Origin of the sequence: Paenibacillus faecalis, assembly GCF_900289175.1 — a bacterium.
Lineage (GTDB): Bacteria > Bacillota > Bacilli > Paenibacillales > Paenibacillaceae > Paenibacillus_AQ > Paenibacillus_AQ faecalis.
Genome location: NZ_LT985747.1, coordinates 4299662 through 4322490, shown reverse-complemented (window position 1 = coordinate 4322490; position 22829 = coordinate 4299662). Strand labels below are relative to the sequence as shown.

The window sequence follows — 22829 nt, the reverse complement described above, 5'->3', positions numbered from 1 at the left end:
CGGGCAATGCAGATCACGGTGCGCAGACCAACCCGCTCTCCCTGGCGCGGCCGGACGCCGTCACCAAAGCAACTCCATATAATGGAATCCGTGCGTAAGAGGCTCCGGCACTTGCCGAACAATTACACATGTACAATGCCGCGAATGGCACTTGGGTTGCAAATGGGTGCGACGTTGCTCTGCACGGCCTTGGTACGAAAGCGCCATGCGGAGCTTGATCTGTTCAATGACAATAAATACATGTGGAACAATCTGATAAACAGACACCGCGATGTTGGCCCATTCCTAATACTACCAGCAGATCTAACCCTATATAATGATGCTATCGTGGATGACAAAGAACGAAGACAACTGACACGTTTCGTTGCAGAAGAGGCGCGACGTCAGCGGAAAGAGCGTGAGCGGGATCTGACAAAACCAAAGAGGGAGACACAACGACAGATGGCTATGAACAATGAGGGATGCAAAGCAAGCGCCGCTATCTTTTTCGACCTAATAGGAACCTTGGTTGATCAAACGCCACGGGGGTTCACACTCCGCAGCGGTGCCACCGAATGGATGAGGTTGGCGTCAGACTACCGCTTCGGCATCCTCTGCGACATGGGCCCGGGCCGGCACCGTAACATCCAGCGCGTGCTTGAGGAGGTCGGCGTCTACGAAAACTTCACACCCGAACTGATCATTAACGCTTCTGACCTCCCATGCCGACTGCCAAATCGACGAGCATTCGCTGTCGCCGCAGCCTTGGCCGAGGTGGAAGTCGACAGGTGCCTCTTCGTAACTAATGATAAAAGACTTAGGCCGGCCGCGCTGGCTGCAGGTATGAGAGTCGAAAATTTATCATCATCAGTATCATCACGCGCGCCAATGGGGGATTCCATTGTAAACGATAATGGCGGGCTGTCGGCAACCACGCCGCTGGCCGCCGCCAAGGCGGCCGTCGCTGAGCCTATGGCACCCCTTCTGGCCGGTGAAGTGGATGTGGACAATGGACCCACATTTATCCTTCGGGGGAGAATTGTCACTATGAATGGCTTGAACGAAGTGATCGAGAATGGACGCGTGGTCGTGAGTCACGGCAAGATCGCCTGCCTCTTGAACGCGGATCAACCGCTACCGCCTCAATTCAATTCGGTGCCTGAGGTTTTAACTGGCGGGACGATTTACCCGGGCTTGATCGATCTACACAACCACTTCGTTTATAATGTGCTTCCGCTATGGGTGGTGCCTGAACGGTATCAGAATCGCACACAGTGGCCGAGAGAAAGAGAGTACGTTTCCAACGTTTCGCTTCCGATACGGGCGCTCGCGGGCTACTCTCGCACTGCCCGGTCGATAGTCCGCTACGTTGAGGCGAAAGCCCTTATCGGTGGCACGACGACCGGCCAAGGGATAAGGACTAGGGTTCAGGGCGGCATTCGCCTTTTTCATGGAGCGATTCGTAATGTCGAAGAAACGAACGACGACCGCTTGCCTGAGGCCGGCACTCTCGTCCCGAACCTACAGAACAATCCCGAAGCTATAGAAAGTTTCCGTCGGGCCCTCGAAACCCGTACGGCTTACTTCTACCATCTTTGCGAGGGAGTAGATACAGGCACCCGGCGTTACTTCACACAACTGATTGAGAATGACCTCTTAAGAAAATCGCTAGTCGGTATTCATGCCCTAGCGCTGAAGCCTGAAGACTTCCACGCGCTTGCAGATCAAGGCGCGAAGGTAGTTTGGTCGCCTTTCAGTAATTTGCTTCTTTACGGTCAGACATTAGATTTAGCTATATTGAAAGAATCGGGCCTGCTCTTTAGCATCGGCAGCGACTGGTCGCCCACCGGCAGCAAGAACCTCTTACAAGAATTGAAAGTCGCACGACACGTCGTAAAGAGTCAGGGCGCGGGATTCAACTCACGAGACCTAGTGCGGGCGGTGACAGCCGACGCCGCAGCCGTTACCGGCTGGCAGCGACACCTTGGAGTACTGAAGGCCGGGGCTATGGCCGACTTCTTGGTAATAGACGGGGCAGGCGGCGATCCATACGATCACCTGATCGACGCGACCGAGGCTGACGTGAAGCTTGTAGTAGTGCATGGCGTTGCCCGCTACGGGGATCGCGACTTCATGCAAACCCTCAATGTGGTACCAGAACGGCCGCCGGAGCCGCTGCTGGTGGGTGGCAAGCAGAAAGCTTTTCAGCTCTTCAACCCTGACTCGGAACTCTCCGATCTGACCGTGCGAGACGCCAGCGAGATCCTTCGAGACGCGATGGCAGATCTGCCCGCTTTCCTTGCAGCCGTGGAAAGTGATAATGCACGCATGATCTCCCTCGGCGTTGAGCGCCCGCAACCTTTCGTCCTTGAACTGGATAACGAGTACGCGCCGAATCCAAACGACCTGCTTGAGATACCTGCGGAACCGGACCTGTTAGCCGACAGGGATAACATCGCAAATAGCATCGACCTCGATTCCTTCGTAGTTAATTCGGACAACTACTGGCCGCTCATCGAAGCTCAGAACAATATCAGCGACGAACTGAAGAGGGCGCTTAAGGAGGCCTACCAATGAAGAACTTAAATGAAGTCGCCGTCTATTACGGCAATGAGAGCAATCAGACCCATGGCAACGATTCATACGGAAATGGGCCAGAAAAGCGACGGGTGAGGGGCTAAAAGAAGTCCCTCACCCTTAAAAATTAACCCGGAATAAATTACCTTTGACAGTTACCGAGCATTTTTTTATAATTTGTGTAACCGGTTACTCAATTTAAATTTTAATGTATTAGCTTTAAATCATCAATCAAATTGTCTTGCTGCGATGATTATTTATGATGTGCTGAATGCGACGATTCTATGGAAGCTTTTCGATGCACGAATAATCAGGGCGATGTGGAGGCGGAAGGATGTGTAGCTAGGGGCTGTTTAAAAAAACAGATTATTTTTGTGAAAATCATGAATTAATAACGTCATTGTAAGGCAACAATGATTACCCTTGAGTTGACTACAACTGAACAACCCATTACGCATTAGCTTTGATGATCAGCCCATTGTGAGAGATTCAACATATAAGGAGAGAAAAGTATTGATTACAGTGATAGGGAGTTTGAACATGGATTTGATATCTATAGTGGATCGCTATCCGAAACTTGGCGAAACCATTATAGGTAAGGAATTTCATCAAAACTTTGGCGGTAAAGGGGCAAATCAAGCAGTAGCGGCTGCAAGGTTGGGCAGTTCGGTTAATATGATCGGTCGTGTCGGTGAAGATAGTTTTGGCACACAATATTTATCTCATCTTAAAAATGAGTGTATTAATATCGATAATGTGGAACCGGTTACACAAACATCTACAGGTATTTCATCCATCACGATTACAGAAGGGGACAATTTGATTGTTGTTGTTCCAGGAGCGAATTACGAGCTGACTCCTGTAGATATAGATGCATGTAAAGAGCAAATTGAGAGCAGCAATGTCATTTTGCTTCAACTGGAAATTCCGATGGAAACGGTTGCTAGAGTTTTAGAGATTGCTTCCAACAAGGGGATAACTACGATCCTTAACCCTGCTCCATATCAGGAGTTTCCATCCGAATGGTGGGATATGATCACGTATTTGACGCCGAATGAACATGAAGCAGAAATGCTTATGAATTCACCTAGTTTTTGCGAAAAATATAAAGAAAAATTAATCATTACAAAAGGAAAGCAAGGCATTGCTTATCACAAGAATGGGAAAGACATTTTTATCAAAGCACCAGAAGTTCAAGTAGAGGATACTACAGGCGCAGGAGACACATTCAATGGTGCTTTAAGCTGTTTTCTCGATAAAGGGTACGAATTCCACGATGCCTGTTATCATGCGGCTTTTGCAGCGAGTCTGTCTGTAACGAAATTCGGCGCACAAGGCGGTATGCCATCGTTACAAGAGTTGAAAGATTTTACAGGCTGAATGTTATAAAGGTAGGCGATGTTGTTAGATGCTAAGGGAAAAGACAAATGGATTAACTCCCGAAATTTATACTGAGCTTCGACGAATAGTGGGTTTTCAAGCATATCCTATGGAAGATGTCACGATGGCATTAGAAAAAACACTATTTTCTGTTGTTATCTATGATGATGACAAACCGGTAGGCATTGGTCGGATTGTGGGAGATGACAGAATTGTGTTCTTCATTAAGGATGTTGTAGTTGATCCTGATTACCAGAAAAAATCAATTGGTCATACCATCATGCACTCTTTAATGAGGTACATTGAGGGGAAAGCCTGCAAGAACGCCTATGTAGGTTTAATGTCTACACCGCATAATGAAGATTTCTATAAGAAACTTGGTTTTATACAACGTCCTACGACTAACTTTGGTCATGGGATGGTTAAATTCGTCAATACAGCATGTGAAATGGATAACTTATGAGGAGATGGAATATATGTCTGGCAGACCAATTATTATTGATACCGATCCCGGGATTGATGATGCAGTAGCATTAGCAGTTGCTTTATACAGTGAGGAATTAGATGTGAAATTGATCACAACAGTCGCTGGTAATGTTGGGATTGATAAAGTGACCTATAACACTTTAAGACTGCTGAAATATTTCAAGAAGGAAGTTCCGGTCGCAATGGGGGCAGGTGTTCCATTGATTAGACCGCTGGAAGATGCGAGCGATGTGCATGGTGTTAGTGGAATGGAAGGTTTCGATTTTGAAGAGCCGACGGAAGACTTGCTCCTGGAAGAGAATGCGGTCAATGCAATGTATAGAGTAATCCAAGAAAGCGAGACGAAGATCACACTCGTTCCGATCGGGCCGCTAACGAATATTGCATTACTGTTCAAAGTTTATCCGGAAGTGAAAAACAACATCAAGGAAATCGTTCTGATGGGAGGCTCCGTTACCAGAGGGAATAAAGGTGTCATGTCTGAGTTTAATATTCATATTGACCCTGAAGCTGCAAAAATTGTTTTTGACAGCGGAGTTCCAATTGTGATGGCCGGTCTGGATGTTGGATGGAAAGCTCTTGTATTACCAGAAGATAGCGCTCAGCTAGAAACAATGAATGATGTTGGTAAAATGCTTCACAGTCTCTTTAAGCGATACCGTGGTGGCAGTATGAAGACGGGATTGAAAATGTATGATAGCTGTGCTATTGCCTATTTGTTAAAGCCGGAAATGTTTGAAACGGTGGATACTTACGTGGGTGTAGAGCTAAACGGTAGTATGACAACCGGAGCAACTATTGTTGATTTAAAAGGATATTTGAATAAACCAAACAATGCCAAAGTATGTGTTGATGTTGACCAGCAGCTATTCCGAGAATGGTTGCTCGATAGTTTGAGAAAGTGCAACTAAGCTAACGACAACTAGAGGAGGCTCACGATGGATATAATTATGTATGGTTCGGCGATTTTGGCAATTTGTATCATTGTATATATGCTAATCAAGCAAATGGATATTAAAATAACACTGTTCTTTATCGGGATCGTTTTGATGTTCATTGCTATTCTGATGGGTAACGGGATTAGTGCCAGTGACTTTGAATCAACAGGTGCCGTATGGCTAGACCCATTATTGGCGATAACCGATCAGTTTAAGTCCTCACTGACTTCAGCAGGATTTATCATCCTTGTTCTTGGTGGATATACAGCATATATGTCCTATATTAATGCGAATGATGTAACCGTCAATGTATTAACGAAGCCACTGGGCAAAATAAAATCGGTATATATTCTTGTGCCTGTTGTTTTCTTGCTTGGAAACTTATTATCCTTGGTTATACCTAGTGCTTCGAATCTGGCTATTATTTTGCTTGCCACACTATTCCCTGTATTGAAAAAAGCAGGAATGTCAACTTTATCTGCAGCAGCGATCATTGCAACATCAGCAACGATCATACCAACTCCAATGGGAGGGGATAACGTTGCTGTGGCGACTGAATTATCGCAGTACGCTGCATTTTCTAATTTGACGGTAACCGATTATGTATTCCGCTATCATGCGTTAGTTTCCATTCCTACGCTATTAGTAATAGCGGCTGTTCATTACTTCTGGCAAAAGCACATGGATAAAAAATTGGGTGTCGACACTGAGGATGCGGAAGTAGAGTTGAAAGATGTAAAGCTAGTAGAGGGCGGAAAATTGTTTACAACTGTTTACGCTTTGTTACCTGTGCTTCCGATCCTGTTTCTGATCGTCGTATTTATTCTTCAGTCTGTATCCGATATCTCTGTAAATGTAAGTGTTGAGGTAGTAACCTTATTATCTTTCGCGATTGCGATTATTTGTGAATTAATCCGTAAAAAGAATGCGAAGAGCGTACTCGATGGTACAGAGCATTTCTTTAAAGGAATGGGTAACGCAGTGCCAATTGTTGTTCTGCTCGTTGCAGCATCTGTGTTCGTTACAGGTCTGAAATCCATCGGAATTATTGAATCGTTGGAATCGGCAATGGTAGGTATTCAAGGCTCTAACCTTGGGTTTGTTCTTCCGCTCCTTCTCGTAGGATTGACAGCTCTTATCGTTATTTTAAGCGGAAGCGGCACCGCGCTCTTCTATTCCATGGTTCCTCTGATGGTTCCTCTTGCAGAAGCGGCTGCCATTAATCCGATTGCTGTAACGGTCCCAATGGGGCTTGCTGGTAACTTGTTCAGAGCCGTTTCTCCAGTAGCGGCTGTTGTTCTTATCGTAGCTGGATCGGTTAAAAAGAGTCCTATCGAAATTGTGAAACGAACATCTGTGCCAATGATTGTTGGTGTGGTCTTTATGTTCATCCTTTCTATGATCGTATTCTTGTAATATAGGAAAAACGGGGGCGGATTGTGGCTTTTAGAGCTACGGTTCGCCTTCGTAACTATCAAAATAGCTATCGAGAAAGTCTCGGCAGCTATTTTTAAATTCACTTATTTTAAAGATACGAATATTTTTCAGGATATTTTGATAAAATTGTGCTGCAGGCGATGCAACATCGCCTCGGAGAAAGAAATTAAAAGCGAGCAAAACCGATCCAGACAGCGGTTATATGATTCGTGATAGCTAACCGAAGATTTCGTCCGATCCAGAGGGGGATTGAGGATGTTTGCAAATCCAGAACAACTCCAAGAAGTTTTGAAAAAAGCAAATCAACATGCACGGAAGCAAGCCAGAGAGTCAGGTGCATTCATCTATTATATAAAGAATAATAAACGCGTTCGTGAAGACGCAGAAGGAAATAAGTCCGAGATCGTTTTGATGCAACCGGAAAACGGCAGGAATTTGAATATCATGAGTGACACTTAACTAATCATGACGGTTTTGTTGGTACCAATGGAGCTGGTAAAAGCACGATTAGCTTGCAAATGAGAGAATGGTTAGGTGAACTGGCTGACCCATTGCACGGGAGCCCGGTGATCCGAGGGGCCGACCTGTCAGTAGGACGGGAAGCTTTAAAAAGAATACGTTTTCTCATCAAAAGAGGTCAACACTTTGCCATTGAAATCATTTGCTTTAGAGTGTTTTTTTAAAAAAAACCATGTGGGACTTTTTTTGCACTCCCAGTATGGGTGTCATCTTTCTCAAGGGTGAATTCTTTCCCTTAATTTCACAACTTCTTTTCCTATTTATTAGCGTCTGAAAAGCTGTTCAATACCGTCCCTTCAAGAAGATGCGGGGTTTAAATAGGTTACTCTTCCTTTCTATATTTGAGAATAAGTATAGGTAGTAAAGCTGCAACTCCACAAATTATCCATGAGATTTCTAATGGGTAATTGACTAGCTGAGAGATCCGTGAAATTTTTACTTATTAGTCCTGTGATGAAAAGACCTAAACACATTCCGATTTGTGCTATAGCAGAATCTAAAGAAAGTATAGTAGCTCTATATTCACTCGGAATTCTTTTATTTAAATAAATTTGTTTTGCAGTAGGATACATTCCCCGTCCCATTTCATAGATTAGAAATGTAACAAGTACAAGATAAAATTGATCAAATAGTCCTGATAAAATCAACCAAACTCCTAACATGTATAGTGAAAGTATCATAACCGTTTTATCATTATAATGTTTACTTAATTTTTTGATTAATAAACTGCCCATACTCATAAATAATGAATAAATGGTTTTAATAACTCCAAAAATCCATACGCCATGTTCTGATAAACCAACAAAACGGGGTTGTTGAAAGGTATTGGCAGCAGAGTTGGAAAAACTGATGAAAATGCCTACTATAAAAATGATCCACAATGATTTATTTGATAGAACGATAGTTATGCTATTATTAATGATTGTTTTAATAGATTTTTTTTCACTATTTCCATTTGATATTATCTCTTGTGTACCTTTATTGTTTTCCTTCATATAGATAGAAGATAAAATAATGAGGGTAACACAACAAATAATACTGATAATCCAAGGTAAATTAAAATGTATACTAGCAAGAAAAGCCCCCAATAATCCACAAAAGAATCCAGCGATATACATTATACTGTTTGATTTTGAGAAAATATCCTCAAGAGGTTGATCTGAATGATCTACGACCCAGGATTCCAACGCTCCTGATTTTAAGCATGTTGCAAGAGCACCAAATATTTGGGCAATTATCAATAAAGATAGGTCTTTAGTCAGTACGAATAATAATAAATAGATAAAATAGCATATATACCCTAATATAACAGAGAGTTTTCTTCCAAAACGATCAGCAATAACTCCAGTTGGAATTTCTAATAATAAAATACTTATAAACAAAACAATCAAGAGGTTGTTTGCTGATTGAAGTGAATATCCTTTACTCAAAATATAAAGAATTAATGTTGTTCCTGTTATTTCTAACATAAAAAATTGAATAAAGGTTATCAAATAAAATAGTTTATGAGCTTTCATGTTCATTTGATAAACCCCCATTGTTAAATTTAAACTGTCTATCACAGCTACATTGGGTTAAAGCGCATGAAAGCCCGGATGTTGGTAGACCTAACTCCGATCATCTTCTAACTTAGTAGATTCAGCATCATTTCTTCTCGTAGATTGGTGAATAATTGGTGTATGTATTGTCCCATAATAGTGAGGATGCAATATATTGACGGTCATTCATATGCACATAGTGTAGTTTTAATGGCAAAATAGTTGGTAGCAAGGCACTCTGTTGATCAGAAAGTTACTTGCTGTCAGCAGGTAGGCCCCTGATATATCAGTTGAAACGTACTGGTGGACATTTTTTGAATCTGTACGCTATGTGCTGAAAAACCAACGGTATTTTAAAGCTCTTGAAACGAAAAAGTCGGCTGTATCTTTACATAGGAGAAACAAAATTCTAAAATAAATAGTCGTAATTGTCAAAACTAAAACAGTTACGACTAAATACGATAGGTTAAGAATGTGCATTTTTCATACCATCATTCATTGTTTAGCGAGGTTAATTCTGCAAAATTCTCTCGTGTTTCTCTTGAAAAAAGTGGTGAAATATGTTTTTCGAATAAAGGTAAAACTTCGCAATTTAATGGATCCTTTCTATAAATGTCACCAAACGATTCAAATGCGTTAGCTCTACAACCAGTCCCACATATTTTTAGGTATTTACAATTCGCACACAGAATGTTTTTTTGATCCAAGTCATTCAGAAAGATAAAAGAAAGTTGAAGGGGACAAGTTGGCCTAGCGGTAGGTATTTTTATTTTGTAAGCTATTAGGTAAATGTTAGGTAAGTGGGCTTTATTACGCACTTAGTGCTATAATTATAATTCTATAATGCGAATTAGGGTGAACTATCATCATGAAGAAATTTCAAACGAGCACCCACCACAAGCTGTTTATTATTGGTGCAGGCGCTGCGGGTTTAATGGCTGCTATTACTGCGAGTGATTTTGGTATTGATGCAGCCATTTTAGAGGGCAACGACCGGATTGGAAAGAAAATATTGACGACAGGCAACGGTCGATGCAACATAACGAACAAATCTACTACGACGGGGTTAGACAAGTCGGCTGATTTATTGTGCAAGTATCACAGTAATCAGCCTGACTTTCCATTGCCTGCTTTGAAGCAATTTGGTATCCAACAAACGATTGACTTTTTCAGCATGCTCGGGCTTCCGCTGACAAGCTTGGAGGATGGACGGATGTATCCGATGTCGCTGCAAGCTGGCTCCGTGCTGGATATTTTCCGGCTTGCCTTGGAGGAACGGAATGTTCCGGTGTATTTTAATCATAAGGTGCTGGATGTTACCGTTTCTGATGATCATCCGCGTTTTAGAATTCTTTGCAAGACGGAAACGGAGGAAGAGGTCACCGTAACCAGCGATTACCTTCTTTTATGTACGGGTGGACTTACCGCACCGAAAACGGGAACGGACGGTTCTGGCTATACCCTTGCTCAGCATTTAGGGCACACCCTTATTGAACCCTTGCCGGCCATTGTACAGTTGAAGCTGGAATATCCTTATCTAAAAGCCTTGTCGGGTGTCAAGTTCGAAGGAATGGCTCATATCATTGCAGATGGTGAAACGATCCGTAGCGAATATGGCGAAATTCTTTTCACCGATTATGGCATCTCCGGCCCACCCATTCTCCAGCTTAGTCGGGCAGCCTCTTATAATTTAGCTCAAGGAAAGTCTGTTGTCATATCGGTTGATTTAATGCCGGATCGGAGTAGGGAAGAGGTCGTTGATTTTCTGGAAATGCACTGGGGTACATTTGGACACCGCACCGTTACGGAATCTTTCATCGGTGTTATCAACAAGAAGTTGATACCCGTACTGATGAAAGAAGCAGGCATCAATCAACAGCCTAATCTGCTCTGTCAGGACTTAACGTGGAAAACGAAAAAGATCTTTCATCGAATCATGAAACGTTGGGAATTTAAAGTGACAGGCACTAACAGTTTTACGTATGCACAAACGACAGCCGGAGGTATCGACACGACGAAAATCAACAAAGGAACATTGGAATCCAACCTTGTTCCGGGACTATATTTTGCCGGTGAGGTTATCGATGTAGATGGAGATTGCGGTGGATATAACCTGCAGTGGGCCTGGAGTTCCGGCTTTGCCGCAGCGAAGGCGCTAGCTGACCATATTGCCCGCAACAATTAAAGATTATTTCGGTTTTTAAAGAACTTGCTTCTTTTCGAAAAGGAGCGAGTTCTTTTTTTATTTGTTCCGACGGATGGGGATTTACGAAGGTTTGATTACGTTTGTGATCTAAGGCTTGTCTAATGTCGTTAATATTTAACGGGATGAATTAGGGATGCTGTTAATAATAGCGATGTAACTCACTACAAAAGGTAAGAAAGGTATTGTTTATCGCAAGAATGGGAATGTTATTTTCATCAAAGCGCCCAACACGCAAGTGGAGATACTTTTAGATGACGCATTCAATATGGTGCTTGTTATCTTGCGACTTTTGCGGCGAGTCGGTTTGTAACAAAACTAGGTGCGCAAGACGGCATGTCTTTACGACAATAAATTGAAGAGTTTTATAATCTGATGTTATCAAGGTGGGCGATTGTTAAATGCTGAGTGAAAAGACGAATGCATTAACCCCCGAGATTTATACTGAGCTTCGTCGAAAAGTGGGTTTTCAAGAATATCCTATGGAAGATGTCGCGATGGCATTAGAAAAAACGCTATTCTCTGTTGTTATACATGATGATGACAAACCGGTAGGTATCGGTCGGATTGTGGGAGATGACAGGATTGTGTTCTTCATTAAAGATGTAGTGGTTGACCCTGATTATCAGAAAAAAACGATAGGTTATACGATCATGCAAACTTTATTGAAGTACATTGAGGGAAAAGCCTGCAAAAACGCCTATGTAGGTTTAATGTCTACACCGCATAATGAAGATTTCTATAAGAAACTTGGATTTATACAACGTCCTACGACTCATTTTGGACATGGGATGGTTAAATTCGTAAATACAACATGTGAAATGGATAACTTAAAAAGGGGCTGAAATGCATGTTGAAAAGACCAATTATAATCGATACAGATCCTGGAATTGATGATGCTGTAGCATTAGCGATTGCTTTGTACAGTGAAGAACTAGATGTGAAATTAATCACCACGATAGCTGGTAACGTTGGGATTGATAAAGTGACCTTCAATGCTTTAAAACTGCTGAATTATTTCAAAAAGGAAGTTCCGGTCGCAATGGGAGCAGCTGCTCCATTAATTAGACCGTTGGAAGATGCAAGCAATGTGCATGGTGTTAGTGGAATGGAAGGTTTTGATTTTGAAGAACCGACGGAAGATTTACTTCTGGAAGAGAATGCGGTCAATGCAATGTATAGAGTAATCCAAGAAAGCGAGGCGAAAATCACACTCGTGCCGATTGGGCCGCTAACGAATATTGCATTACTGTTCAAAGTTTATCCGGAAGTGAAAAACAACATTCAGGAAATCGTTCTAATGGGAGGTTCCGTTACCAGAGGGAATAAAGGTGTTATGTCTGAGTTTAATATTCATATTGACCCTGAAGCTGCAAAAATTGTTTTTGACAGTGGACTTCCAATTGTAATGGCGAGTTTGGATGTTGGATGGAAAGCTCTTGTATTACCAGAAGATAGCGCTCAGCTAGAAACAATGAATGATGTAGGTAAAATGCTTTATAGCCTTTTTAAGCGATACCGTGGTGGCAGTATGAAGACGGGATTAAAAATGTATGATAGCTGTGCTATTGGATATTTGTTAAAGCCAGAAATGTTTGAAACGGTGGATACTTACGTAGATATAGAGCTGAACGGCAGTATGACAACAGGAGCAACCATTGTTGATTTGAAAGGATATTTGAATAAACCGAACAATGCCAAAGTATGTGTTGATGTTGACCAGCAATTATTTCGAGACTGGTTGCTAGATAGCTTAAGAAAGTGCAACTAACTAACTAACGATAACGAAAGGAATGCTCGCGATGGATATCATTATGTATGGTTCAGCGATTTTGGCGATTCTGATTATTGTATATATGCTAATCAAACAGATGGATATTAAAATCACATTGTTCTTTATCGGGATCGTTCTGATGCTCATTGCGATATTGATGGGTTATGGGATTAGTGTTGAAGAATTTGAGTCAACGGGTGCCGTATGGTTGGACCCACTGTTAGCGATTGCCGATCAGTTTAAATCCACACTGACTTCAGCAGGCTTCATCATTCTTATTCTTGGTGGATATACAGCATATATGTCCTATATTAATGCGAATGATGTGACCGTTAATGTATTAACAAAGCCACTGGGCAAAATTAAATCGGTATATTTTCTTGTACCTGTTGTTTTCTTGTTAGGAAACTTATTGTCTCTGGTTATACCCAGCGCTTCGAATCTGGCTATAATTTTGCTTGCCACGCTATTTCCTGTATTGAAAAGAGCGGGAATGACATCTTTGACCGCAGCAGCGATCATTGCAACATCAGCAACGATCATGCCAACTCCAATAGGAGGGGATAATGTTGCAGTGGCAGCGGAGCTAGCGAAGTATCCTGCTTTCTCGAATTTGACGGTAACCGATTATGTATTCCGCTATCATGCGGTAGTTTCTATTCCTACGCTGCTGGTTATAGCGATTGTCCATTATTTCTGGCAAAAATACATGGATAAGAAATTGGGGATTGATACCGAGGATGCAGAAGTAGAGCTGAAAGATGTAAAGTTGGTAAAGGGCGGAAGGTTGTTTACAGCTGTTTATGCCTTGTTGCCTGTACTTCCGATTTTGTTTCTGATCGTCGTATTTTTCCTTCAGTCTGTATCCAATATGACAATCAATGTAAGTGTTGAGGTAGTAACCTTGTTATCTTTCACGATTGCGATTATTTGTGAATTGGTTCGTAAAAAGAAAGCGAAAAGCGTACTTGATGGTACAGAGCACTTTTTTAAAGGCATGGGTAACGCAATGCCTATTGTTGTTCTGCTCGTTGCAGCTTCTGTGTTCGTTACGGGTTTAAAATCCATTGGGATTATCGATTCGTTGGAATCGGCAATGGCAGGCGTTCAAGGCTCTAACCTAGGGTTTATCCTTCCGCTCATTCTTGTTGGTCTGACAGCGTTGATCGTTATTTTAAGCGGAAGCGGTACGGCGCTCTTCTACTCCATGATTCCTCTGATGGTTCCCCTTGCAGAAGCGGCTGCCATTAATCCGATTGTGGTTACGGTTCCAATGGGCCTTGCTGGCAACTTGTTCAGAGCCGTTTCTCCAGTAGCGGCTGTTGTCCTTATTGTAGCCGGATCGGTCAAAAAGAGTCCGATCGAAATTGTAAAACGAACATCTGTACCAATGATTGTTGGTGTGGTATTTATGTTCATCCTTTCCATGATCGTATTTTTGTAATTAGGAAAAACGGCAGCGGATCGTGGTATTGTACAGCCACGGTTCGCTTCCATCATCATGAAAAACACCATCCGAATGAGGATGGTGTTTTTGTTTTGCAGACATTGGGTAAACATCAACTTTGTATCCTTTTAGGTTTATTGAAGTTTAATAGGCTCAATCTTAAATGTTGATTCATAAGAAATTTGGGGACAACAGCGATCGTAAGAGTGATCCATACACGTAGCGGCTTCATTGCTTATTGCAAGCACTGATTTTGGTTTTGAGCCGTTTAATAGACAAAAATTCATCTATATCGTATACAATAGATAACGTATTAAAGATGGTGGGGGTACTGGATGAATACTAGATATCGAATTACGAGAAATGCTGATGGTAATCACCCTGATAAAGTCATGTCTCTTGATGAATGTAAAAGCTATTTTGCAACTCAAACGGATTTTGTATATGCAGAGGAGTATTCCTTTCGGTCAGCTGATACGACAATGACGATTCCGGGAGATTTTTTTCTTTGGCAAATAGGAGAGGTGACCATTCCATTCCGATATTATGAGGGAGACCTGTATGTAGCAGTATCGCATGAGATTATTTTTCGGAAAATGCTAGAAGTGGTTGAGCATTTAAATGCGCAATATATAGAAGGTTAATGAGAGAGCACCTAATAGGGTGCTCTTTTTAATGCAGTATCGTATCACTTTTTTGTCCGCATTGACCTTGAACTCCATTTTGGCTGACTGCTTAACATAACAAACAAGCCTTTGATCATATAAATGGTAAATGTATTAATAATATGGCCGAAATAGCTGATCAAATATTATGTATCGAAACTTTGGGAACGGGGTAACGAGATGACCGATTCCTCCGAATCGCCAGCCGTCCGTTTCGAGAACGTTTCATTTCGATATCCAGAGCAAAGTGAATGGATCATAAAGGATATTAATTTCAGCATTACTTCGGATGAATGGGTAACCATCGTGGGAGGAAACGGTTCGGGGAAATCGACTTTAATTAAATTAATGAACGGCTTGTTGAAACCAAGTTCGGGAAATGTGCATGTCTTCGGTGAACATATCGAGACGGCGAATCTACTTCAGATTCGCAAGTGGGTTGGGGTTATTTTTTAAAACCCTGATGAACAGATTGTGGGAATTACCGTCGAAGAGGATATTGCATTCGGTTTGCAAAACCTGATGTTCCAGCGGGATGGGTGCACGACAAGTATGCCTGCAATCGCAACCAACTGCTTCAGCATATTTGGTATCTATCATATGAATATTATCAGGTAAAAAAGGTCCCTTTTTTTGAAGTTTAATAGAGTAGTTTTATCCATTTTATGGTACATTATTTTGTGATGGTATGTCATATATATGGGGGCTGCTCAAGGATGATAAGTAATGACAGGAAGAAGGAACGAACGATATTTGATCATGTCGGAAATACGATCAGGACAGAGGATCGAGAGATTCGAATTCTCGTCAAGGTTGAGGAGCCGTTGATTGTCGTACTAGGAAATGTGCTTAGTGATGAGGAATGCGATGAGTTGATTGACATTTCCAAGGGACAATTGCAACGCTCAAAAATAGGCGAAGATCGTAAAGTGAATCAAATTAGAACGAGCAGCGGGGTATTCATTGAGGTGAACGAGACGATTACAAAAATCGAGAGGAGAATTTCACAAATTATGAATATTCCTATCGAGCATGGTGATGGTTTACAAGTTCTGCTATACACCCCTGGTCAAGAGTACCAACCTCATTATGACTTTTTTGCAGAAACGAGCCGTTCAAGTACCAATAATCGAATTAGTACGCTCGTAATGTATTTGAATGATGTGGAGGAAGGCGGAGAAACGTCGTTCCCCAGGCTGAATGTATCTGTTTTTCCTAACAAAGGTATGGCGGTTTACTTCGAGTATTTTTACAGTAATCATGAATTAAACGAGCTCACCCTTCATGCAGGTACACCTGTGATCAACGGGGAAAAGTGGATTGCAACGATGTGGATGAGAAGACAAGCTTTTCGGTAAGCCTGGTCAAAACGACCCCAAGAGGTAGGGGTGTTCAATAACCAATGTATTCCATTAGAAAAGCGACCGGATTAGGTCGCTTTTTGCTTTTTCATTTAAAATTGTAGAGAAAATTGATAAAATGTACATACGTTATAATTGTTATTACGTTATAAGGTATAACTTGTTGAGTGAAGATCATACTATAGGAGGAAAAGATCAAATGAATGGGGATGCCAAATTGAAGAGTGATAAACCGACTGTGATTCGTTATTCTCGTAAAGTCGGACGAATGGGCAATAGTCTGGGAGTAAGCTTGCCTAAAAGTCTAGCTGCAAAGCTGAATCTTTCGCAAGGGGATGAAATTGAATTCACTGAAAATGATCGTGGTGAAGTGGTATTGAAAAAAGCTCGGCAAGGCAAACTTCCCGATAACGTGAGATCAGAAGTGCTTGAGGCGTTCTTTGATGTATTTGAAGAAGATACAGGTATTTTTGAGGACTTAAGGGATTGATAATATGATTCAATTTCTAACCAAAGAAGAGGTAATTTCCGCACACTATTTCATGATGAAAAGAATGAACGACGCAGAGCAAGCGGGTGTTAAGGATCACGGCCTGCTGGAATCTGCGGTACATAGGCCACAGCAAAGTGGTGTTTTTGAAGAGGATGCTTATTCAACTTTATTTGACAAGGCCGCTGCTTTACTGAAATCTCTGGTAAAAAACCATTGCTTTCACAATGGCAATAAGCGTACAGCCTATTTGGTTACAAAATCATTTTTAATGTTGAATGGATACCATCTGCGAATGAAACGTGAATATGCAGTTGAGTTTATAGTAGATATAGCGATGGGTTTTCATTCATTGGAGAAGATTGCTCATATTTTGAAAAAATATTCTGAGGAAAGAGAAAAGCGACCGGATTAGGTCGCTTTTTACTTTTTCATATTCGGATATTACATAGAAAACGCATGTAGCATTTAAACGTTATTAGGCGATGCATCAAAGCTACATATGTTTTAGTGATAGTTGCCAGATTCACTTTCATTGTATTTGCCATTGCTGTCATGCAGCGCTTCTTTCCGGCGATCATTGCGCTTCTGCTGCTGTTGTTGAGCCTCATGGCTAGTTGTGGGGACCGAATCCAGATCTTTCACCGTGTTGGTCAGGTTTTTGTCCGGTTGGTTTGTGTTCAATGGAAAAGCTCCTCCTCGTATACGGGTTATGAAGTCTATTATGCACTGGCTTCCATGTGACTATTCATGATGAAGAGTCAGTATGGTCATATTTACAAAGAGTGTTTTGGCAACAGTTGTTGAATGAATTGGTGATGTGTAGTTGCAATTTCTTTTCTTACAACCCAGTTTGTAACTATTTCAGAAAAAAATGCGTTTATTATAATGAAGGGGGTGAAGATTATTTTCATCAAAAGATACAATGATGAACCGATTTTAAGACGGTTACATTAAATTAAACTAGTCGCAAATACAATGAAAAAGGGTCTCTTGCGCCACATGCAGCAGAGGGAAAGGATGAATTGAGTGGAGTTACACTTTAAGATCAGTTTTGAAGATATAGTGGAACTACATAAAAATATAATAGCAAATTCTAATCATCATAAGAAATTGAGATGGATGATTTTTGTAGTTTTTACTTTATATTTAATGTATATATTGGAAAGCATTTCTGTTTTCAGTGTAATTGTGACCTTGGTATGGCTAATTTTTTATTCTTCTATATTTAATTATCTTGCCCTTATTGCAACAAAAAGAATATTAAAAAAACAATATAATGCCTTATTGATTGGTGAACACAAATTAAATATTAATGAGGATGGAATCACACGAAAAACAGAAACTACAAATACTGTTTTTAAGTGGAGTCAATTTGTAAACGTAAGGCAAGATAGTTCTAATTATTATTTATATGTTTCTGACTTACAAGCTCTTTTGGTCCCCAAAGAGGCTTTCTTAGATAAAGAAGCAGAGCAAGATTTTAATCGTTATCTTAAAAATATGACAGGGAATTAAAATGGAAACGTTCAGCTCGTTCAAGAAGAAGGATAGACAGTAGCATTAGGTAGCTCGTGAAATGGGTTTGTATGAGAATACAATTTACAGAGGTTTGCCGAATTTAAACAAGATGGCAGCCAAGCTTTCCCCGGTCATTTATATTATAATACGAACGATATTGCAGGTGATGTTATTGAGAAGGGACGAGGTTAGACAGTTAAAAGATCCAATTAAATTCATCAAAAAATTAAATCAACAGTTCATTTTATACTGCGTTGTCCTCATTACACTAACCAGTTGTTCCACAAATGGTAATTCAGCCGCTACCCCTTCAGAGACTTCAGCCGAAATGGATGAAAAAATCGCAATACCTTCAGAATATCCGGAAGAAGCGGATGAACAATCAGCAATAGAAAGTTCGTTCGTGCAATTGGAGGAGGAATATGGAGCCAAGCTCGGAGTTTTTGCAATAGACACTGGAACAGGGCGTTCAATTGCTTATCGTCCCGACGAACGTTTCGCGTATGCTTCCACATATAAAGCTTTAGCTGCAGGTCTCATTCTTATGAATAGCTCGGCGGATGAACTTGATCAAGTGATTACCTATACAAAAGACGATTTGGTCTCATATTCGCCTGTAACAGAAAAGCACGTAAAAACCGGTATGACGATTAGGGACATATGCGAGGCGGCAGTAAGGTATAGTGACAATACAGCAGGTAATGTTTTATTAAAAAAATTGGGAGGTCCGGAAGGTTACGAAAAGGCACTGAAGCAAATTGGTGACCAAGTGACCCAAGCCGATCGCTACGAACCTGAACTGAATGAGGCGGTTCCTGGTGATACAAGAGATACAAGTACGCCTAGATCTTTAGCCACCACACTCTCCTCTTTCATCGTCGGAAATGTACTTACGGACGATAAGCGTTCAATTCTGATAGATTGGATGTCTGGAAACGCCACAGGCGATGAATTGATCCGTGCTGGCGCACCTAAGGACTGGAAGGTCGCCGACAAGTCCGGTGCCGGCAATTTCGGAACGCGCAACGACATAGCCATTGTTTGGCCGCCGAACGGCTCTCCCATTATCGTTGCAATTATGTCTAACCGTGATGTGCAAGACGCTGATTATGACAACGCTCTTATCGCTCAGGCTGCAAAGGTAGCACTGGACTCACTAACTGTCGAGTGACCAAAACATAGTAATATTCAAAGTCGCTTAAATTGCGGCTTTTTTGTTTTATGTTATCAAGTATTACATTTAGTAATATTCGGTTGTTGATTGGCTGGACGGGTCTAATGTTATGTCTGAAGATAGTACATGGCGGCGTTGTTAAGGAACCGTTATATCGGAAAACTATGTGTGAACCTATATATCGATTATCTACTAAAATAATATGGTGAGGGAACCCTGCAAAGTTTCTTGCCCAAGTCGATTATTTAGGCAGTAGGCTTTTCAACCTTCTTTTTATCCAGTTTAATATATTGATTGATTAGGTCATCTAGTACCATAGATTGCTGGATCACTTTTGGATGGCCCAATGCACCATATTCTTGTGTTAGAAAATGTAATTTATGCCGTTCCCGTTCTATACTGTCTTGAATTACTCTGGAATTACTCATAGATTTCAACCTCCCTTTTTGCAATATTTTAGGTCTTTATGTCAAATAATTGCATTATAAGTAGAAGGTAAATAAACTATATATTGGGGATGGATGATGGTTCTGGATAGAATATATGTTAAACTAACTTATTGGAAGGCCCGTTACTCAACCTTCAGAAGAGGTTAAAACATGATCTTAATTTAGGGGCTATAACCGCTAAGCTCGGTTATAGCCCATTTTACGTACTTGTTCATATTAGCCTAAGTAACAAACGGTAACATCAGCCCGTATTTCATGGATTTGTTATTAAAAATAAAAAGACTTTCCCGAAAGAAAGTCTTTTCAAGAAAAGATTAAACCATAGGAACCCCAACCAGCACCATGCCCAGTGCCGAAACCACCGCTACCAAGGTGGTTGCAACAGAACTAAATGTAACTAAAAATAAAGTTGTTTTTTTATCGCATCGATCTTTACCTCACTTGTTAAATTTTTAAACGTAGCCTTTTGTTCCGGAGTGACCCACTCCCGATACTGCTCAAACAAAGTCATGTGTGCTAGAATATTCTGTATACTATTTATTTTAATAGAAATTCCAAAACCGTCTAATAAAATATTTATTTCAGTTTTTAAATTTTGTTTGGCCCTGTAAATCGCCAGATCATATAAAAACTGAGCGTACTTTTCCTTTAAAATCGTAGAATCATAACTTCCATGTGCATTCTTTTTCTCTTGGAATCGAAACGGAAGAAATGCCGCAAAACGGTCCAATATATCATCAATATCAAAATCAAATTGATTGGCCGCTTGAACAATATTGGTTAAGCCAATAAAAACTTCGTCCGGATGATCATCCAAAAACCGGGCATACTCATGTAGCGCATCGATCGTACCAGACCATAAACGATAAAGATACGTATTGGCCGTAGCCCACTCTTTAAATTGATTTACATACCATTTCGCATCCTCATCCTCTTCCCTAATCCATGTCTCTCCACTAGCATAAAGCGCAACATACTCCAAGGCACTATCATAATCCCTGTTTTCTTCACAAACTGTTCCCTTGATGAGCCAGGCGTATAAAATATAAAAGTATAACGGACGCTCTGGTTTATGTTGAAAGGAAGGCTCTAGATCATACTGAATGGTAGCGATCCGCAGCATTTCATCGGCCAGCTCGTCTACCCTAGACCAATTATGTACCGTCATCATGACATTTATGAGCTGCTTTAAAGCATCCAATTGATTGGCTACATCTAAACGGTCTACATAATCCTCAAATACTATGGCTGCCTTTAGATTAGCTTCTATATCCGTTCCTAAAGAGCACAAAAATAGTCGGTAACGACAAAGAGCCAGCCGCTCCGAATGCTGATACCTTTCTGCCACACTTACTCTGGCATAAATAATTGCTGCAGCTTTGAAATGCTTTTCTGCAAACAATTCCTCCGCAAGATTAAATAAGTGTTCAACCAACATATTATTTTCCAACAAACCAAAAACAACCCGATCAATGCATTCAAGCCGCCCCATCTTTGCACAACTCCAAATAAATGGCCGTGTTCTACGTATAGACAATTTTTTTAAACATTCTTCAACAAATGCATCAAAAAAATAGTCTTCCGGTAAGTTCATACTTTCCGTAATCTTCTGCAACTGACTAAAAGAAATAAGCACACGCCCTTTGAGAATACGGCTAAGAGTACCTGTATTTAGTCCAGCATGATTTCCGTATATATGTAGACTCATGTTGTTGTCGCGTAGATATCTTCTTAAAGAATCTCGAATTAAATCTGCCGACTCCAAAACAAACACCGTCCTTAAAAACCATATTTTAGTTATTGTTAATATATAATTGTAAAACTAGAATTAAACAGCGGTCAACTAGAAACTGTACTTTTGCAAGGAAAGATAAGCCCCACCAGAAATGAAGGGAACTTAGCCTATGTTTTTCCTAGAAAAGTTGTTTTAAGATAGTCGCCCCATCTTTTCCCATTATACATCAACGAATAAAAATTCGCTAATAATCATGCGTGAATAATTTTTCCGGAAGTAACAAACGTTATAACTTCATGATAAATCCTATACAATTTTACCTATACCAATAGATAGGGGAGTTACACTGGGTGAAATTAAGAGATGCACGCGAAGCAGCAGGATACACGCAAGAATCTCTCGTTCTGAAAATTAATGCATATACGAAGTGTACATTACGACATTATCAAAATATAGAATATGGTCTTACAATACCAAATATCGTGCTTGGCCTACTCATTGCCAAATTGTGTGGAATTGATGCAAACGATATTGACGAATGGAAAATTAGAGATACTTAGTATACTTAAAGTAATTAAAACGTACTAAAACCACCGGATCAGGACTTCTAATCCACCGCCGGTGGTTTTAGTTTGTTAGAATCATTTACAGCAAACGTTTATCGAACGCTATGGTTCAGGCAAAGACTCCTGGATCGTGGCATACCACTCTTGGGTTTTCACCTGTGGAGCTGAACTAATAACAAGGAGGCATGAGAACGTTGACAGTCATTCGTGAAATTGTGGAGCAAGATTATATGATTGAAAAGGTACAGCAGTTATTTCACTGCACAGTATTATGGTGTGAAGGGCGTGCATGCTTGGAGTACGACAGCAAAGAAGAACTGGACAAAATTTCAGACTACATACGGTCCAACTTTGATAAAGATCTGTTGGATGTGTTTTTTACAGCCGTTGAAAGTGTTCCAGAGGATGCATAAAGCCAATATCATTAGCTTCTAATAAAAAAATCTAAAAGAGGTTATGTATTTTTATTATGAATTTTTGTTACTATGATACTAGGTAAACGTCTTGCTAACCTTTGCGCTTTAACTTGATAAACTGAACCAGAGGAAGGGGCAAGATGTGAGTGATCACTTGTTGAGAACAGGCGTTTA

General features: G+C 40.8%; 24 protein-coding genes. 19 read left to right on the top strand and 5 right to left on the bottom strand.

Annotation, left to right across the window (positions count from 1 at the left end; genetic code table 11):
* The first annotated feature begins 6 nt into the window (after window positions 1–6).
* From C8268_RS20170 to C8268_RS20145, 6 genes are all read left to right on the top strand, one after another.
* Window positions 7–2556, top strand: coding sequence for an amidohydrolase family protein (locus tag C8268_RS20170; RefSeq protein ID WP_106769324.1), 2550 nt, complete (start codon window positions 7–9; stop codon window positions 2554–2556).
* A 513-nt stretch (window positions 2557–3069) separates the two neighbouring features.
* Entirely contained in the window at window positions 3070–3936 is an 867-nt protein-coding gene (gene rbsK / locus C8268_RS20165; protein WP_199794878.1) for a ribokinase, read from the top strand.
* Between the two features lie 28 nt (window positions 3937–3964).
* The gene (locus C8268_RS20160; protein WP_106769323.1) at window positions 3965–4399 is read left to right on the top strand and encodes a GNAT family N-acetyltransferase; all 435 of its coding nucleotides are present in this window, start codon (window positions 3965–3967) and stop codon (window positions 4397–4399) included.
* 13 nt (window positions 4400–4412) lie between these two features.
* The gene (gene rihC, locus C8268_RS20155) at window positions 4413–5333 is read left to right on the top strand and encodes a ribonucleoside hydrolase RihC (protein ID WP_106769322.1); all 921 of its coding nucleotides are present in this window, start codon (window positions 4413–4415) and stop codon (window positions 5331–5333) included.
* 27 nt (window positions 5334–5360) lie between these two features.
* Entirely contained in the window at window positions 5361–6776 is a 1416-nt protein-coding gene (gene dcuC / locus C8268_RS20150; protein WP_106769321.1) for a C4-dicarboxylate transporter DcuC, read from the top strand.
* A 276-nt stretch (window positions 6777–7052) separates the two neighbouring features.
* Window positions 7053–7256 (top strand): hypothetical protein, encoded by a 204-nt coding sequence (locus tag C8268_RS20145; protein WP_234032918.1) that lies wholly within the window; start codon window positions 7053–7055, stop codon window positions 7254–7256.
* A 395-nt stretch (window positions 7257–7651) separates the two neighbouring features.
* Here the strand turns inward: C8268_RS20145 and C8268_RS20135 are convergent, their stop codons facing one another.
* Both C8268_RS20135 and C8268_RS23580 read right to left on the bottom strand, forming a co-directional pair.
* A complete protein-coding gene (locus C8268_RS20135; RefSeq protein ID WP_234032917.1) occupies window positions 7652–8839 on the bottom strand; it encodes an MFS transporter in 1188 nt (395 codons plus the stop codon).
* Window positions 8840–9345: 506 nt separating this feature from the next.
* Complete coding sequence (locus tag C8268_RS23580) at window positions 9346–9672, bottom strand: SPASM domain-containing protein (RefSeq protein ID WP_420094255.1); 327 nt, start codon at window positions 9670–9672, stop codon at window positions 9346–9348.
* Between the two features lie 50 nt (window positions 9673–9722).
* On the opposite strand from C8268_RS23580, the gene C8268_RS20130 reads away from it, so the two are divergent.
* From C8268_RS20130 to C8268_RS20090, 9 genes are all read left to right on the top strand, one after another.
* On the top strand, window positions 9723–11039 hold the full coding sequence (locus C8268_RS20130) for a BaiN/RdsA family NAD(P)/FAD-dependent oxidoreductase (RefSeq protein WP_106769320.1): 1317 nt from the start codon (window positions 9723–9725) through the stop codon (window positions 11037–11039).
* Between the two features lie 419 nt (window positions 11040–11458).
* Window positions 11459–11902 (top strand): GNAT family N-acetyltransferase, encoded by a 444-nt coding sequence (locus C8268_RS20125; protein WP_106769319.1) that lies wholly within the window; start codon window positions 11459–11461, stop codon window positions 11900–11902.
* A 5-nt stretch (window positions 11903–11907) separates the two neighbouring features.
* Window positions 11908–12828 (top strand): ribonucleoside hydrolase RihC, encoded by a 921-nt coding sequence (gene rihC, locus C8268_RS20120; RefSeq protein WP_106769318.1) that lies wholly within the window; start codon window positions 11908–11910, stop codon window positions 12826–12828.
* Window positions 12829–12859: 31 nt separating this feature from the next.
* Entirely contained in the window at window positions 12860–14275 is a 1416-nt protein-coding gene (gene dcuC, locus C8268_RS20115; RefSeq protein ID WP_106769317.1) for a C4-dicarboxylate transporter DcuC, read from the top strand.
* 338 nt (window positions 14276–14613) lie between these two features.
* Complete coding sequence (locus C8268_RS20110) at window positions 14614–14922, top strand: hypothetical protein (RefSeq protein ID WP_106769316.1); 309 nt, start codon at window positions 14614–14616, stop codon at window positions 14920–14922.
* 201 nt (window positions 14923–15123) lie between these two features.
* On the top strand, window positions 15124–15399 hold the full coding sequence (locus C8268_RS20105) for an ATP-binding cassette domain-containing protein (RefSeq protein ID WP_106769315.1): 276 nt from the start codon (window positions 15124–15126) through the stop codon (window positions 15397–15399).
* Window positions 15400–15659: 260 nt separating this feature from the next.
* A complete protein-coding gene (locus tag C8268_RS20100) occupies window positions 15660–16301 on the top strand; it encodes a 2OG-Fe(II) oxygenase (protein WP_106769314.1) in 642 nt (213 codons plus the stop codon).
* A 202-nt stretch (window positions 16302–16503) separates the two neighbouring features.
* Complete coding sequence (locus C8268_RS20095) at window positions 16504–16794, top strand: AbrB/MazE/SpoVT family DNA-binding domain-containing protein (RefSeq protein ID WP_106769313.1); 291 nt, start codon at window positions 16504–16506, stop codon at window positions 16792–16794.
* A 4-nt stretch (window positions 16795–16798) separates the two neighbouring features.
* Window positions 16799–17209, top strand: a complete 411-nt coding sequence (locus tag C8268_RS20090) for a type II toxin-antitoxin system death-on-curing family toxin (RefSeq protein ID WP_106769312.1) — start codon at window positions 16799–16801, stop codon at window positions 17207–17209.
* Window positions 17210–17301: 92 nt separating this feature from the next.
* Here C8268_RS20090 and C8268_RS23015 read toward each other — a convergent pair whose 3' ends face one another.
* A complete protein-coding gene (locus C8268_RS23015) occupies window positions 17302–17478 on the bottom strand; it encodes a hypothetical protein (RefSeq protein WP_199794876.1) in 177 nt (58 codons plus the stop codon).
* 345 nt (window positions 17479–17823) lie between these two features.
* Between C8268_RS23015 and C8268_RS20085 the strand changes: the two genes are divergently transcribed.
* Entirely contained in the window at window positions 17824–18312 is a 489-nt protein-coding gene (locus C8268_RS20085) for a YcxB family protein (RefSeq protein WP_106769311.1), read from the top strand.
* A gap of 61 nt (window positions 18313–18373) precedes the next feature.
* On the top strand, window positions 18374–19486 hold the full coding sequence (gene bla, locus C8268_RS20080; protein WP_234032916.1) for a class A beta-lactamase: 1113 nt from the start codon (window positions 18374–18376) through the stop codon (window positions 19484–19486).
* Window positions 19487–19734: 248 nt separating this feature from the next.
* Here the strand turns inward: bla and C8268_RS20075 are convergent, their stop codons facing one another.
* Together C8268_RS20075 and C8268_RS20070 are read right to left on the bottom strand one after the other, a co-directional pair.
* The gene (locus tag C8268_RS20075) at window positions 19735–19917 is read right to left on the bottom strand and encodes a Spo0E family sporulation regulatory protein-aspartic acid phosphatase (protein WP_106769310.1); all 183 of its coding nucleotides are present in this window, start codon (window positions 19915–19917) and stop codon (window positions 19735–19737) included.
* A 418-nt stretch (window positions 19918–20335) separates the two neighbouring features.
* The gene (locus tag C8268_RS20070) at window positions 20336–21703 is read right to left on the bottom strand and encodes a helix-turn-helix domain-containing protein (RefSeq protein WP_158702792.1); all 1368 of its coding nucleotides are present in this window, start codon (window positions 21701–21703) and stop codon (window positions 20336–20338) included.
* A gap of 320 nt (window positions 21704–22023) precedes the next feature.
* On the opposite strand from C8268_RS20070, the gene C8268_RS20065 reads away from it, so the two are divergent.
* The gene (locus C8268_RS20065; protein ID WP_106769308.1) at window positions 22024–22233 is read left to right on the top strand and encodes a helix-turn-helix transcriptional regulator; all 210 of its coding nucleotides are present in this window, start codon (window positions 22024–22026) and stop codon (window positions 22231–22233) included.
* Window positions 22234–22433: 200 nt separating this feature from the next.
* Window positions 22434–22652, top strand: a complete 219-nt coding sequence (locus C8268_RS20060; RefSeq protein WP_234032914.1) for a hypothetical protein — start codon at window positions 22434–22436, stop codon at window positions 22650–22652.
* Window positions 22653–22829 lie beyond the last annotated feature (177 nt).

Bases quoted from the DNA above. Each gene is read 5' to 3' on its own strand.
- rihC (WP_106769318.1), top strand. From the start codon at position 11,908: ATGTTGAAAAGACCAATTATAATCGATACAGATCCTGGAATTGATGAT.
- C8268_RS20110 (WP_106769316.1), top strand. From the start codon at position 14,614: ATGAATACTAGATATCGAATTACGAGAAATGCTGATGGTAATCACCCT.
- C8268_RS20125 (WP_106769319.1), top strand. From the start codon at position 11,459: ATGCTGAGTGAAAAGACGAATGCATTAACCCCCGAGATTTATACTGAG.
- dcuC (WP_106769321.1), top strand. From the start codon at position 5,361: ATGGATATAATTATGTATGGTTCGGCGATTTTGGCAATTTGTATCATT.
- C8268_RS20105 (WP_106769315.1), top strand. From the start codon at position 15,124: ATGACCGATTCCTCCGAATCGCCAGCCGTCCGTTTCGAGAACGTTTCA.
- C8268_RS20145 (WP_234032918.1), top strand. From the start codon at position 7,053: ATGTTTGCAAATCCAGAACAACTCCAAGAAGTTTTGAAAAAAGCAAAT.
- C8268_RS20135 (WP_234032917.1), bottom strand. From the start codon at position 8,839: ATGAACATGAAAGCTCATAAACTATTTTATTTGATAACCTTTATTCAA.
- bla (WP_234032916.1), top strand. From the start codon at position 18,374: ATGGGTTTGTATGAGAATACAATTTACAGAGGTTTGCCGAATTTAAAC.
- dcuC (WP_106769317.1), top strand. From the start codon at position 12,860: ATGGATATCATTATGTATGGTTCAGCGATTTTGGCGATTCTGATTATT.
- C8268_RS20100 (WP_106769314.1), top strand. From the start codon at position 15,660: ATGATAAGTAATGACAGGAAGAAGGAACGAACGATATTTGATCATGTC.
- C8268_RS20095 (WP_106769313.1), top strand. From the start codon at position 16,504: ATGAATGGGGATGCCAAATTGAAGAGTGATAAACCGACTGTGATTCGT.
- C8268_RS20170 (WP_106769324.1), top strand. From the start codon at position 7: ATGCAGATCACGGTGCGCAGACCAACCCGCTCTCCCTGGCGCGGCCGG.
- C8268_RS20160 (WP_106769323.1), top strand. From the start codon at position 3,965: ATGCTAAGGGAAAAGACAAATGGATTAACTCCCGAAATTTATACTGAG.
- C8268_RS20130 (WP_106769320.1), top strand. From the start codon at position 9,723: ATGAAGAAATTTCAAACGAGCACCCACCACAAGCTGTTTATTATTGGT.
- C8268_RS20075 (WP_106769310.1), bottom strand. From the start codon at position 19,917: ATGAGTAATTCCAGAGTAATTCAAGACAGTATAGAACGGGAACGGCAT.
- C8268_RS20090 (WP_106769312.1), top strand. From the start codon at position 16,799: ATGATTCAATTTCTAACCAAAGAAGAGGTAATTTCCGCACACTATTTC.
- rihC (WP_106769322.1), top strand. From the start codon at position 4,413: ATGTCTGGCAGACCAATTATTATTGATACCGATCCCGGGATTGATGAT.